9 protein-coding genes are annotated in these 14386 nt (G+C 48.8%); all 9 read right to left on the reverse strand.

The window, feature by feature from the left end:
- Positions 1–308 precede the first annotated feature (308 nt).
- Positions 309–1493: a hypothetical protein gene (locus tag DS731_RS17920; protein ID WP_119502610.1), complete on the reverse strand. Its 1185-nt coding sequence runs from the start codon at positions 1491–1493 to the stop codon at positions 309–311.
- A gap of 385 nt (positions 1494–1878) precedes the next feature.
- Positions 1879–3015, reverse strand: coding sequence for a Na/Pi symporter (locus tag DS731_RS17925; RefSeq protein WP_442858468.1), 1137 nt, complete (start codon positions 3013–3015; stop codon positions 1879–1881).
- A gap of 103 nt (positions 3016–3118) precedes the next feature.
- Positions 3119–4171, reverse strand: coding sequence for an aldo/keto reductase (locus DS731_RS17930; protein ID WP_119503489.1), 1053 nt, complete (start codon positions 4169–4171; stop codon positions 3119–3121).
- 55 nt (positions 4172–4226) lie between these two features.
- The gene (locus DS731_RS17935) at positions 4227–5300 is read right to left on the reverse strand and encodes a chemotaxis protein (RefSeq protein WP_119502612.1); all 1074 of its coding nucleotides are present in this window, start codon (positions 5298–5300) and stop codon (positions 4227–4229) included.
- A gap of 238 nt (positions 5301–5538) precedes the next feature.
- The gene (gene tuf / locus DS731_RS17940) at positions 5539–6723 is read right to left on the reverse strand and encodes an elongation factor Tu (protein ID WP_119499901.1); all 1185 of its coding nucleotides are present in this window, start codon (positions 6721–6723) and stop codon (positions 5539–5541) included.
- A gap of 63 nt (positions 6724–6786) precedes the next feature.
- Positions 6787–8889 (reverse strand): elongation factor G, encoded by a 2103-nt coding sequence (fusA, locus tag DS731_RS17945; RefSeq protein WP_119502613.1) that lies wholly within the window; start codon positions 8887–8889, stop codon positions 6787–6789.
- A 25-nt stretch (positions 8890–8914) separates the two neighbouring features.
- Positions 8915–9385, reverse strand: coding sequence for a 30S ribosomal protein S7 (gene rpsG, locus DS731_RS17950; protein WP_070123208.1), 471 nt, complete (start codon positions 9383–9385; stop codon positions 8915–8917).
- A gap of 77 nt (positions 9386–9462) precedes the next feature.
- Positions 9463–9837, reverse strand: a complete 375-nt coding sequence (gene rpsL / locus DS731_RS17955; RefSeq protein ID WP_070123207.1) for a 30S ribosomal protein S12 — start codon at positions 9835–9837, stop codon at positions 9463–9465.
- Between the two features lie 303 nt (positions 9838–10140).
- Positions 10141–14322, reverse strand: coding sequence for a DNA-directed RNA polymerase subunit beta' (gene rpoC / locus DS731_RS17960; RefSeq protein ID WP_119502614.1), 4182 nt, complete (start codon positions 14320–14322; stop codon positions 10141–10143).
- Positions 14323–14386 lie beyond the last annotated feature (64 nt).

Below are 14386 nucleotides of genomic sequence, written 5' to 3' on the forward strand. Positions count from 1 at the left end.
ACTTTGGTCTTAGCGATTTTGCTCTTTTAAGACAAAAAGATACAACCTTAGTCTCATAGACCAACAGCCAGTTTTTTAATTCAGAGGAATACATCCTCTTTTGAAAAAATAACGAAAAAATCACAATTATCTTACCTTTAACCTGACTGCGTAAAAGAAGATTATCCGGATAAATTGCTTAACAGACCCGATGAACAAAAGCTGAAAGTATTCAGATAAACCGTGCCACCCTCACCGGCTATTTGCGCAACTGATAGTGAATATCACGCGGACAGCAGGCGGGGTGGCAGGATGCCGCTAAAATTGCCTCAGAACTTAAAGATCACACCGGCACGTGCAACCACGGTTGTGAAGCTTTCAAAGTCAGAACCATACTCAGTATCGAAGTGAGTTAACTGAGCAAAAGTGGTCAAGCCTTCGGTAGCCTGATAGCCATAGTTAATATAGGCAGTCGTGTTTTCGTTCAGGCTGGTTGCAGACAGGCGATCACGGTCACCGGAGTCTACCGACGCACTACCGTAACCTACTTTCACGTTATGCCCTGCTGCCGGCGTCCAGCTTGCGTACATCATATAGCCACTCTCTGAGAAGCTTTCGCTCACCACACCGCCACTTAATGTCACTGCCGGCGCTACACCCAACGCATTCTGGTTGTTCAGTGCTTCACCGGTGTAGTATTCACCATTCAGGCTGACCGCTCCGAAGTTCAGTGTTGTATACACTTTAAAGAGGTTGGCATCCTGGTTACTGCCTTCAACATAGCCCGGCTCATCCTCGAACTGCAGTTCAGCTACGTGTGCCGCAAAACCGATAACGTGACCGGATATTTTGTAGTTAGCATCAACAGCAAAGCCCGGCATACCACCCAGCTCATTATTATTCACACCACTGCTGCTCAGGTTACGACCCTTACCGGTGATTGCGCCGGTCAGCGTTAAGTTATCAACTTTGTAAGTTGCACCCGCTTCCATGGCGAGGAAGCCGGAATTACCTGCACGGTAACCATTACCCACCCAGTTGTAGCTGCCGCTGGATTTAATCCCTGATGCAGTAGACCATTTCTGGCCGGCAAACAGCGTCAGGTTATCGCTGTAATCGTAATAAAGCGTTGCCAGACGAAGTCTTGGCTCCTGCGCCTGTAATGCGGTTTGGTTAGTAAAGCCGTCTTCACCGTCAATGAAATCCAGCTCAAGCACACCGCGAATTTTATCGTGCTTCATATTCAGGGAGAAACGGGACTGGGAAGCCTGGAAAGAAGTAGACTGGGATTCCAGATAATTCGTTTCTTGCGCAGTTGCAGGGGCACCGCCGAAAATATCCGTTCTCAGTGCATGTGTTGGAGCAACATGACTGTAAGTACTTCCGAAACTGCCGACACCCTGACTGGATGTCACGACTTCCGTTTTGATCATGCCTTTGAAGCTGAAATCATAAGCGTAGACAGGGCTACCCGCCAGGATAAGTGCGCACGAGGCTGCAATGCGTGTATACATGTGTTTTCTCCCGATTCATTTTTAAAATCAGATTTGGTTTTTAAATGGTGTTCTTTTTTCTTATTGAGGATAAAGCGAAGGGACGAACAGGTACGTCACCCTCAACCTTCTAACGAAAAATTAACATTAACAAAACAATTTCATTGTGAGACAAATTACAGCGGATTACCCTATAAATCGTGAATGTTGCGACCAAAGTCTTACGATTCAGGGAGGATACGAACCTTTTCCGGCTCATTATTTGTTTTTGCTGTGACATAATAAAATCAGTCACTTAATTATTGTTGATGAACCCGGATTCTGCGAGTTTTTTGCGGTGTAATCTGCATTTTCCGGCGGGGATGACAGGGCCGCTTCAGATTGATGTGAAGCGGCGGAATGTAAATCACTGTGAAATAAAAATCACAGACAGCGGCATAACAAAGAACAATCCGGCAATATAAGCAGCACCGTAAATTTTACGTTCTGCTGCCAGACCGGCCAGTGATGATGACAGACTGAGAGGAATGTTGCGCAAAAAGGGCAGGCCAAATATCAGCAGCACTGAAAATATATTAAATAACAGATGCACCAGCGCAATCTGCATGGCAACACCACCCATCGGGCCGGTCACCGCCAGCGCAGCGATAAGCGCAGTAATACAGGTACCGATATTTGCACCCAGTGTGAACGGATAAATATCACGGGCTTTCAGAATGCCACTACCCACCAGCGGAACCATCAGTGACGTGGTGGTAGACGATGACTGAACCAGCACTGTCATTACAGCCCCGGAGGTAATGCCTGAAACCGGCCCTTTGCCGATACTGGTGTGCAGAATATCTTTCGCCCTGCCTACCATAAGCACTTTCATGACTTTTCCCATGAGTGTGATTGATGCCACGATCAGCACAACACCCAGCAGGATTTTAACGACCCCGGGATACACAGACGGCAGGAACATCAGGCCCTCTGTGACCCAGTGTACAACCGGTTCAGTAACCGCCTTCACCGGATTCACACCGGACATTGCCACACTGTTGTCCATCTGCAGCAGAGAAACAAGATACTGACTGCTTTTTTCTAATATCCCTGTCGCCATTTCCAGCGGCAGGAAAATCATCACCGACATGACATTAAAGAAATCATGAATTGTCGCGGCATGGAATGCCCGTCTGAACTCATCTTTGCGGGCTACGTGTCCCAGGCTCACTATGGTGTTGGTAATACTGGTACCGATATTCGCTCCCATTATCATCGGCACAGCAATAGGCACGGGCAACCCGCCTGCAACCATGGCAACTATGATGGAGGTTACCGTGCTGGATGACTGAATGAGGGCGGTACTGACCATGCCGATGATCAGGCCCATCACCGGGTTTGAGGCGAATTCGAATAAACCCCGCGCATGGTCAGCGGTGGCAAATTTAAAGCCACTGCCAATCATCGATACTGCCAGCAGCATCAGATAAACCAGGGCAAGGAGTACAAACCAGTTTTTTATTGAATGACGTGGCGTTCCTGCCGCAACCGTCGGTTCCATGTTGGTATGGGATAGCGTCATAATAAAGCATACACTCACTTATGTTCAGATAAGCAAGTGTATGGCGGATTTATGACAGCGAAATGAACGCGGCAGTCATGCTTCAGAAAGGAACAGGGTACGCTCTGTAAACGTCTTCGATTTGGCGCAGTACGGCAGAATCCAGCGTTAAATTAAACGCATCAATGTTCTCTGCCAGTTGCGCTTCAGTGGTGGCACCAATGATAGTTGCAGTGACTCCCGGTACCTGCTGACACCAGGCCAGCGCCAGTTGCGAGGGCGTAATCCCTGCACGGGAAGCAATTTCCACATAACGTCGTGTTGCATCGTGGGCCGGCTGCTTATCACGGAACAGACCCTGACGCTGAACATACGTCCAGCGGGATCCTTTCGGTCTCGCATCGTCCAGATATTTACCGGCCAGCATACCCGTTGCTAATGGTGACCATGGCAAATAAGCAATATCTTCCAGGTGACACATTTCAATCAGGTAGGGTAAATCCTTTCCGTGCAGCAGGCTGAACTCGTTCTGAATGGATACCGGTTTCGGTATACCCATTTCATCACATAAACGCAGGAAAGTATGAATGCCCCAGGGCGTGTCGTCAGACAGTCCCCAGTGACGGATTTTACCGGCATCGATGGCGGTTTTCAGACCGCTGAGGATATTGCGCATTCCTTCCGTTTCTTTTTCTTTATCGAAGGTGGTGGGATCCACTTTGCCTGGCCAGTGTTTACCGAAATGCGGAGAGGTACGGTTCGGCCAGTGCAACTGGTACACATCAATGTAGCTGGTCTGCAAACGCTTCAGCGAACCTTCAATAGCAATACCAATATTCTCAGCGTTGATAATATCGCCGTTACGGATCCAGCTGATACCGCTGCCTGCGATTTTAGTCATGATGATGAGCTCTTCACGCTGGCTCTGATTGCGACTCAGCCAGTCGCCCAGTTGACGCTCCGTATCACCGGATGTCGGCTCGTTCGGCGGTATCGGGTACATCTCAGCGGTATCAATGAAGTTTACGCCCCTGGACAGTGCCAGAGCCATTTGCCCGTCAGTATCCTGCTGGGTATTTTGAATGCCCCAGGTCATCGTACCCAGGCACACTTCAGAGACTGACAGCCCGCTGCTGCCCAACGTTGTATATTTCATATTGCAGTTAACCTGTTTCTCATTCATTTTTGGTGTGGCTGCCTGCCGCTTAGCCTCATTTCGCTACAGAATTCTGTTCCTGAAGCCGGGCTTCGGCTTTCGCCAGCTTTTTCTCGATATCCCTGCGGGATTCCACCATCTCGTTTGCCAGCTCAGCCAGCGACTTAAATTCCGCAAACCCGAGCTGCCGGGTATCAATTTTCTGATATTGCCTTTTACAACGGTAAAAGAACATGACGAAATTAGCAAAAGCACGGTGAAATGTGGCGAAGCTTTTGACCAGCAGTAAAATCAATGCGATGGATGTCACTGCCGCAATCGACAAACTGTACACCCTGACTTTGTTTTGCTGGTCGGTGATCAACGGCTGCAATGCGGTTTCCACACTTCGCAGCTTATCTTCCACATCATGGGCCTGGCGCCTGAAGGCTCCCTGCAGGCCATCATTATGAGTGACGCCCATTGTCGTAACCGCGTCAGCCAGTTGATTAAATACCCGGGTGTACTCTGCCGTCAGAGTTTGTGCCTGCCCGTCATTACTGATCACCGCCGCATGCTGCAACTTTTCGAGGGCCTGACGTACAGCCTGACGGTGAAAGCTCTCACGGGTCAGTAAATAATTACGGGTAGCCAGTTGCAGGGCGACTTTCAGCTGATAAGCCTCACTACCATAGGCAAAGAATGGCACCCGCGACATGTCATCCTCAATGCCGGTGAGTTTACCCTGAAAACCGGACTGGCGGGTTAATCCCAACTGACTTTGCAGAGTAACCACTTCACGGAACAGGCGCTGGTAATCATGCATGCTTTGCGCAAGTTCGCCGGTTTGCTCTACCGGCAACGCATAGTCGGCCAGCAACGGCGACAACCCGGCAAGATCATTATTAAACCGCTCAGAGCGCGCCGTGAACCGGTGGTAATAATCCATCTGATGTCGCAGCAGGAAGTCTTTTTCGTGACGTCTTAATTGCAACAACTCCTGCTCCAGATGCAGCAATAAATTGTGTTGCTCATGCAAATGGAAGAGGCGCTTAGTGAATAAATGCTGGTTTACCACCAGCAAACTCATTCCTGATACGCAGATCAGGGTCATCAACATCAGGCGGGACTTAATGGAATCAAATTTCATGGCGAACACCATTTTTGTGGAAACATCTCAGGGTAACGCAGCTATGTGAAGGGATTGTTGCATAGGCATTATCATCCGCAGCTAAAAAGCGGCGGCGATGATAACACTTCCGGTAAAAGATGCACTTGCTGATACTTGCTCAGGAAAAATAATTAACAGGTCATCAGATTCAACGGGTCACTAAAAACAAAAAAGGCCGCTTGCGCGACCTTTTTCCGGACTAGTATGTAGTCATCAATTACTTGATGATTTTAGCTACAACACCAGCACCTACTGTACGACCACCTTCACGGATTGCGAAGCGCAGACCTTCTTCCATCGCGATCGGAGCGATCAGGTCAACGACGAATTTCAGGTTGTCACCAGGCATTACCATTTCTACGCCTTCTGGCAGCTCAACAGCACCAGTTACGTCAGTTGTACGGAAGTAGAACTGTGGACGGTAACCTTTGAAGAATGGAGTGTGACGACCGCCTTCATCTTTAGACAGTACGTATACTTCCGCTTCAAACTGAGTGTGAGGAGTGATTGAACCAGGCTTAGCCAGTACCTGACCACGCTCAACGTCATCACGCTTAGTACCACGCAGCAGAACACCAACGTTCTCACCTGCACGACCTTCGTCAAGCAGCTTACGGAACATTTCAACACCGGTACAAGTAGTTTTGGTTGTATCTCTGATACCAACGATTTCTACTTCTTCACCAACTTTAACGATACCTTGCTCAACACGACCAGTTACAACAGTACCACGGCCTGAGATTGAGAATACGTCTTCGATTGGCAGGATGAACGGCTTGTCGATAGCACGCTCTGGCTCTGGAATGTAAGAATCCAGTGCTTCACCCAGTTCGATGATTTTCTTTTCCCACTCTGCGTCGCCTTCAAGGGCTTTCAGAGCAGAACCTTTGATTACTGGCAGATCGTCACCAGGGAATTCGTATTCAGTCAGAAGTTCACGCACTTCCATCTCAACCAGTTCCAGCAGCTCTTCATCATCAACCATGTCACATTTGTTCATGAATACGATGATGTAAGGGATACCAACCTGACGACCCAGCAGGATGTGCTCACGAGTCTGTGGCATAGGACCATCAGTCGCAGCAACTACCAGGATACCGCCGTCCATCTGAGCAGCACCAGTGATCATGTTTTTAACGTAATCGGCGTGTCCAGGACAGTCTACGTGCGCGTAGTGGCGGGTAGGCGTGTCATATTCTACGTGTGAAGTAGAGATGGTGATACCACGAGCTTTTTCTTCAGGCGCGTTATCGATTTGATCGAAAGCCTGAGCAGAACCGCCGTAAGTCTTAGACAGTACAGTAGTGATTGCTGCGGTCAGAGTGGTTTTACCGTGGTCAACGTGGCCGATTGTACCCACGTTTACGTGGGGTTTCGTACGTTCAAACTTTTCTTTTGCCATTTTTCTCGTTTCCTAAGTTAAAAGTCCGACCCAATACAGACCGGACCGAACCTTCATTAAGATTTAGTTTCTTGATTCGATAATCGCTTTTGCAACATTGCTAGGCGCTTCAGAGTAATTGAAGAACTCCATAGAGTATGACGCACGACCCTGCGTTTGTGAACGCAAGTCAGTCGCATACCCAAACATTTCTGAAAGCGGTACTTTCGCGCGAACAATCTTGATCCCGCCTACACCGTCTTCCATACCTTCGATCATGCCGCGACGACGATTCAGATCGCCTACAACATCACCCATCCAATCTTCTGGAGTTGTTACTTCAACTTTCATAGTGGGTTCGAGCAATACTGGATTTGCCTCAGCACAACCTTTCTTGAAACCCATAGAGCCGGCGATCTTAAACGCCATTTCAGAAGAGTCAACATCATGATATGAACCGTCGAACAGTGTAACCTTTACATCGAGTACAGGATACCCTGCCAGCACACCATTTTGCAGCTGCTCCTGAATTCCTTTGTCTACCGCAGGAATGAATTCTTTAGGTACAACACCGCCAACGATTTCGTTCACGAATTCGTAGCCTGCACCTTCTTCCTGTGGCTCGATACGTAGCCAGACGTGACCAAATTGTCCACGTCCGCCTGACTGACGGACAAACTTTCCTTCCGCTTCGACCTTGCTGCGAATAGTCTCACGATAAGCAACCTGTGGTTTACCTACGTTACATTCAACCTTAAATTCGCGCTTCATACGGTCGACAATAATATCGAGGTGCAGTTCACCCATACCGGAAATGATTGTTTGTCCGGTTTCGTCATCAGTATGTACTTTAAACGACGGGTCTTCTGCAGCCAGTTTACCCAGAGCAAGACCCATTTTTTCCTGGTCTGCCTGAGATTTTGGCTCTACGGCGATGGAGATTACCGGATCAGGGAATTCCATACGCTCAAGTGTAATAACATGATTCGGATCACACAAGGTGTCACCAGTGGTCACGTCTTTCAGTCCGATAGCAGCGGCAATGTCGCCGGCACGAACTTCTTTTAATTCTTCGCGGTCTTTAGCGTGCATCTGCACGATACGACCAAAACGCTCACGTTTTTGCTTCACGGGGTTATAGACGGTATCGCCTGTGTTAACTACGCCGGAATAGCAACGGAAGAACGTGAGTGTACCCACGAACGGGTCTGTGGCAATTTTAAATGCCAGAGCAGAAAACGGTTCGCTGTCGTCAGCATGGCGCTCTGCTTCAGTTTCTTCGCCGTCGTCTAACACACCTTTAATAGAAGGAATGTCGACCGGTGCAGGCAAATACTCAACTACGGCATCCAGCACAGCCTGAACACCTTTGTTCTTAAATGCGCTACCACAAGTTGCCAGAACAATTTCGTTGTTCAGTACACGGGTACGCAGACCCTGACGGATTTCCTCTTCGGTCAGCTCTTCGCCTTCCAGGTACTTTTCCATCAGCTCTTCGGAAGCCTCTGCAGCCGCTTCGATCATCTCGGTGCGGTATTTTTCTGCTTTAGCAACCAGTTCAGCCGGAATGTCTTCATAGGTAAAAGTCATACCCATGTCTTCTGCATTCCAGTTGATGGCTTTCATCTTGATTAAATCGATGACGCCACGGAATTCTTCCTCTGCACCAATATTCAGTTGAATAGGTACACAGGTTGCGCCCAAACGTTTGCGGATCTGACCCACAACACGTTCAAAATCGGCACCGGCACGGTCCATCTTATTGACGAAAACCATGCGCGGTACACGATATTTATCAGCCTGACGCCAGACTGTTTCTGATTGAGGCTCCACCCCGGAAGACCCACAAAATACAACCACCGCACCATCAAGTACACGCAGAGAACGTTCAACTTCAATGGTGAAGTCAACGTGTCCCGGCGTATCAATGATGTTGATACGGTGTTGATCGTACTGCTGCTGCATTCCAGACCAGAAGCACGTGGTAGCAGCAGAAGTGATCGTGATGCCACGCTCCTGCTCCTGCTCCATCCAGTCCATGGTGGCTGCGCCATCATGCACTTCGCCGATTTTGTGTGATAACCCTGTATAGAACAGGACACGCTCAGTAGTGGTGGTTTTACCCGCATCTACGTGAGCGACAATACCAATATTACGATAACGTTCAATTGGGGTCTTACGAGGCATACGTCTCTCTCAGTTTAAACGTTGATTACCAACGGTAATGTGCGAACGCTTTGTTCGCTTCGGCCATACGGTGAACGTCTTCACGTTTCTTAACCGCAGAACCTTTGTTGTCTGCTGCATCTAACATTTCAGCTGCAAGGCGTTGTGCCATGGACTTTTCGCCACGTTTACGTGCCGCTTCTACCATCCAACGCATACCCAGCGCGTTACGACGAACAGGACGAACTTCTACAGGAACCTGGTAAGTAGAACCACCCACACGGCGTGATTTAACTTCCACTGTAGGACGGATGTTGTCCAGAGCGTCTTCGAACACGTCTAAGTGTGCTTTGCCGGTTTTTTCAGCAACAATATCAAGCGCACCGTAAACAATCTTTTCAGCAACTGATTTCTTGCCGTCGAGCATTACGACATTCATGAATTTAGCAAGCAGTTGTGAACCAAATTTTGGTTCTGGTAGGATTTTACGTTGACCTACGACTCTTCTTCTTGGCATTTTACAATTCTCCGTATGAATTCAGGGAAATCCCAAAACTCTGATTACTTCAGTTTGGCCTTACTAACGGAGAACCGTTAAGATTTAGGCCGCTTCGCACCGTACTTAGAACGGGCTTGACGACGATCGTTAACGCCTGCGCAGTCCAGAGTACCGCGAACAGTGTGATAACGAACACCTGGTAAGTCTTTAACACGACCACCACGGATAAGAACAACGCTGTGCTCTTGCAGGTTGTGGCCTTCACCACCGATGTATGAAGACACTTCGAAACCGTTAGTTAAACGTACACGACATACTTTACGCAGTGCAGAGTTTGGTTTCTTAGGCGTAGTGGTATATACACGAGTACATACACCACGACGTTGTGGGCAAGCTTGCAGTGCAGCTACGTTGCTTTTTGCAACTGGCTGACGACGTGGCTTACGCACTAACTGGTTAACTGTTGCCATTAACTAGCTCCTGTTAGTAAAAAATGAAAACCCGATCCATGGTCGGGTCTGTTAAACGGCTTATTGAATCTGAAGCTTGTTGTAAACGTGCTCTACATTTACCCGCCCCGAAAACAAAAAAACCGCGGCCCTGTTTCAGTATGTCTTCGCTAAATTAAGCGGACTTACCAGAAATTGGGTCGCGGAATTCTAATGATCTCATAAGCCAGTGTCAAGGTGTACAAAGGATAACCAGGCGATTATTCACGTTTGCATACCCTGAATGCACTGAACGGCGAAATATCCACCGTTCAGTGACAAGTCTTACTCGTCTGATGCGTCTCCACCACTTACTTCAGCATTTAATGCTTCAGTCAGTGCCTGTTCGGCTTCAGCAGCAGATACAGACATCTCTTCAATAGCTTCAGCACGTTTCTGCATACGACGCTCGTGGTATGCGAAACCGGTACCGGCAGGGATCAGACGACCAACAATTACGTTTTCTTTCAGACCACGTAAATCGTCTTCTTTGCCCTGTACCGCAGCTTCTGTCAGTACGCGTGTAGTTTCCTGGAACGATGCTGCAGAGATGAATGACTCTGTAGACAGTGACGCCTTAGTAATACCCAGCAACTGTGTTTCATACAGTGCAGGCAGTTTACCGGCTTTTTCCATTTCACGGTTCGCGATCTTAACGTGAGCCACTTCAACCTGTTCGCCTTCCAGGAACTGAGTATCGCCGGCAGCAGTAATAATACACTTACGCAGCATCTGACGGATTACCACCTCGATGTGCTTATCGTTAATTTTTACACCCTGCAGACGGTAAACTTCCTGAACTTCGTTCACGATATAGTTAGAAACCGCACTGATACCACGCAGACGCAGGATATCGTGTGGAGACTCAGGACCATCGGCCAGAACTTCACCGCGTTCTACAGATTCACCTTCGAACACGTTCAGCTGACGCCACTTAGGAATCATCTCTTCGTAAGCATCGGCACCGTCTTTCGGTGTGATAACCAGACGTTTCTTACCTTTGGTTTCTTTACCGAAACCAATGGTACCGGAGATTTCAGCCAGGATTGCAGGTTCTTTCGGCTTACGCGCTTCGAACAGGTCAGCAACCCGTGGCAGACCACCGGTGATGTCACGTGTTTTCGAGCTTTCCTGCGGGATTCGTGCTAACACGTCACCGGCATGAGCCAGTTTGCCATCTGCCGCTTCGATAGTGGTGAAGCTTGGCAGACGAATTTCCTGCAGACCAGTCTCTTCGCTTTCCAGGATCAACTTAGGCTCTTTGGCGTTAACCTTAGCCAGGTCTTTAACTACGATACGGGTCAGACCGGTCAGCTCGTCCTGCTGCATCTCAGTGTTGGAGTCGTCGATATCTGCAAACGAGATCTTAGACGGACGCTCAACAATGATTGGGTGACTATGCGGATCCCAGTTCGCAACGATTTCGCCGGCTTCAACAGCAGCACCATCATCAACAGACAGAATCGCACCGTAAGGTACCTTATAACGCTCTTTTTCACGACCATGGCTGTCGATAACAGTCAGCTCGGTTGAACGAGAAACGATAACCACTTTGTCGTCGGTATTACGAACGAACTTAGCGTTATGCATTTTCAGGCTACCTGCAGTTTTAACCTGCACGCTGTTTTCTGCTGATGCTCTTGATGCCGCACCACCGATGTGGAATGTACGCATGGTAAGCTGTGTACCCGGCTCACCGATTGACTGAGCAGCGATAACACCAACAGATTCACCTTTAGCCACCATGTGACCACGGGCAAGGTCTCGACCGTAACACTTAGCACAAACACCGAAGTCGTTGTCACAAGTGATAACCGAGCGAACCATCATCTGGTCAACAGAATTCTGTTCCAGCATGTCTACCAGCGCTTCGTCCAGCAGCGTGTTACGTTCAACCAGAACTTCGTCAGTACCCGGCTTGATTACGTCTTCTGCTACCACACGACCCAGTACACGCTCACGCAGCGGCTCTACAACGTCACCACCTTCAATCAGTGGTGTCATCTTCACGCCTTCAAACGTGCCACAGTCGTCATTGGTGATAACCAAATCCTGTGCAACATCTACCAGACGACGAGTCAGGTAACCGGAGTTCGCAGTTTTCAGTGCCGTATCGGCAAGACCCTTACGCGCACCGTGAGTTGAGATGAAGTACTGTAGTACGTTCAGACCTTCACGGAAGTTAGCCGTGATAGGTGTTTCGATGATTGAGCCATCCGGCTTAGCCATCAGACCACGCATACCAGCCAGCTGACGAATCTGTGCGGCACTACCACGAGCACCGGAGTCGGCCATCATGTAAACAGAGTTGAATGATGCTTGCTCTTCTTCTTCACCGTCACGGTTAATCACTGTGTCAGTTTTCAGGTTATCCATCATCGCACGGGCAACTTTTTCGTTGGCGTTCGACCAGATATCGATAACTTTGTTGTAACGCTCACCGGCTGTTACAAGACCGTTCTGGAACTGTTCCTGAATTTCGATAACCTCGGCTTCAGCGCCTTCGATGATATCTTTCTTCGCATCAGGAATAACCATATCGTCGATACCTACAGACGCACCCGCGATCATCGCGTAGTGGAAACCGGTATACATGATTTGGTCAGCTGCAATAACAGTGTCTTTCAGACCCAGCGTACGGTAACACTCGTTAAGCAGTTTAGAGATCTGCTTTTTACCCATTGCCTGGTTGATGATTTCAAACGGCAGACCCTTAGGCAGGATCAGAGAGAAAATCGCACGGCCAACAGTGGTGTCAGTCAGTGTTACTTTTTCAGTTTTTGTGCCGTCTTCAGCAATATCATACTCAGTAATACGTACTTTTACGCGTGCGTGCAGTTCTGCCGCATCGGTACGGTACGCTTTTTCAGCTTCGTGCGGGCTGGTAAATACCATGCCTTCGCCGCGGCCGTTTACTTTGTCACGGGTCAGGTAGTACAGACCCAATACAACGTCCTGTGAAGGTACGATGATTGGCTCACCGTTCGCAGGAGACAGGATGTTGTTGGTAGACATCATCAGGGCGCGTGCTTCTAACTGTGCTTCGATAGTCAGAGGTACGTGAACCGCCATCTGGTCACCGTCGAAGTCAGCGTTATATGCCGCACACACCAGTGGGTGTAGTTGAATCGCTTTACCTTCGATCAGGGTAGGTTCGAAAGCCTGGATACCCAATCTGTGCAGTGTTGGTGCACGGTTAAGTAACACAGGGTGTTCGCGGATGACTTCATCCAGAACGTCCCATACTTCCGGTGCTTCACGCTCTACCAGCTTCTTAGCAGCTTTGATGGTAGTCGCCAGACCACGGCCTTCCAGTTTGCCGTAGATGAATGGCTTGAACAGCTCAAGTGCCATTTTCTTAGGCAGACCACACTGGTGCAGACGCAGTGTAGGACCAACGGTGATTACAGAACGGCCTGAGTAGTCAACACGCTTACCAAGAAGGTTCTGACGGAAACGACCCTGCTTACCTTTAATCATGTCGGCAAGAGATTTCAGAGGACGTTTGTTAGAACCGGTAATTGCACGACCGCGACGACCGTTATCAAGCAGCGCATCTACCGCTTCCTGAAGCATACGCTTTTCGTTACGTACGATGATATCCGGCGCAGCCAGATCCAACAGACGCTTCAGACGGTTGTTACGGTTGATAACACGACGATACAGATCGTTCAGGTCAGAAGTCGCAAAACGACCGCCGTCCAGTGGTACCAGAGGACGCAGGTCCGGTGGCAGAACTGGCAGTACAGTCATGATCATCCACTCTGGCTTGTTGCCAGACTGCTGGAATGACTCAAGCAGCTTCAGACGCTTGGTGATTTTCTTACGCTTGGTTTCAGAGTTGATTGAAGGCAGCTCTTCACGCATTGCAGCAACATCTGCATCTACGTCGAGGACTTTCAACAGATCGAAAACGGCTTCTGCGCCCATTTTCGCTTCGAACTCGTCACCGTGCTCTTCCAGTGCATCCAGATATTCTTCTTCGTTCAGAAGCTGGCTGCGCTCTAACGTTGTCATACCAGGTTCGGTAACAACATAAGATTCGAAATACAGTACACGTTCGATATCACGCAGAGTCATATCCAGCATCAAACCGATACGTGACGGCAGTGATTTCAGGAACCAGATGTGGGCAACCGGGCTGGCCAGTTCGATGTGACCCATACGCTCACGACGTACTTTGGTCAGTGTCACTTCAACGCCACACTTCTCACAGATAACACCACGGTGCTTCAGACGCTTATACTTACCACAAAGACATTCGTAGTCTTTTACAGGTCCGAAAATACGCGCACAGAACAGACCGTCACGCTCAGGCTTGAACGTACGGTAGTTGATGGTTTCAGGCTTCTTAACTTCACCAAATGACCATGAACGGATCATGTCAGGTGATGACAGACCAATTCGAATATTATCGAATTCTTCTGTCTTGTTTTGTTGCTTTAGAAACTTTAATAAGTCTTTCACATTACTCTCCCGGCGGAGTCAGTCTCTATAGCCCGGCGAACCGGGCCATCAAATCATACAATGG

It is taken from the genome of Alteromonas sp. RKMC-009 (assembly GCF_003584565.2).
In the GTDB taxonomy this organism is placed as follows: Bacteria; Pseudomonadota; Gammaproteobacteria; order Enterobacterales; family Alteromonadaceae; genus Alteromonas.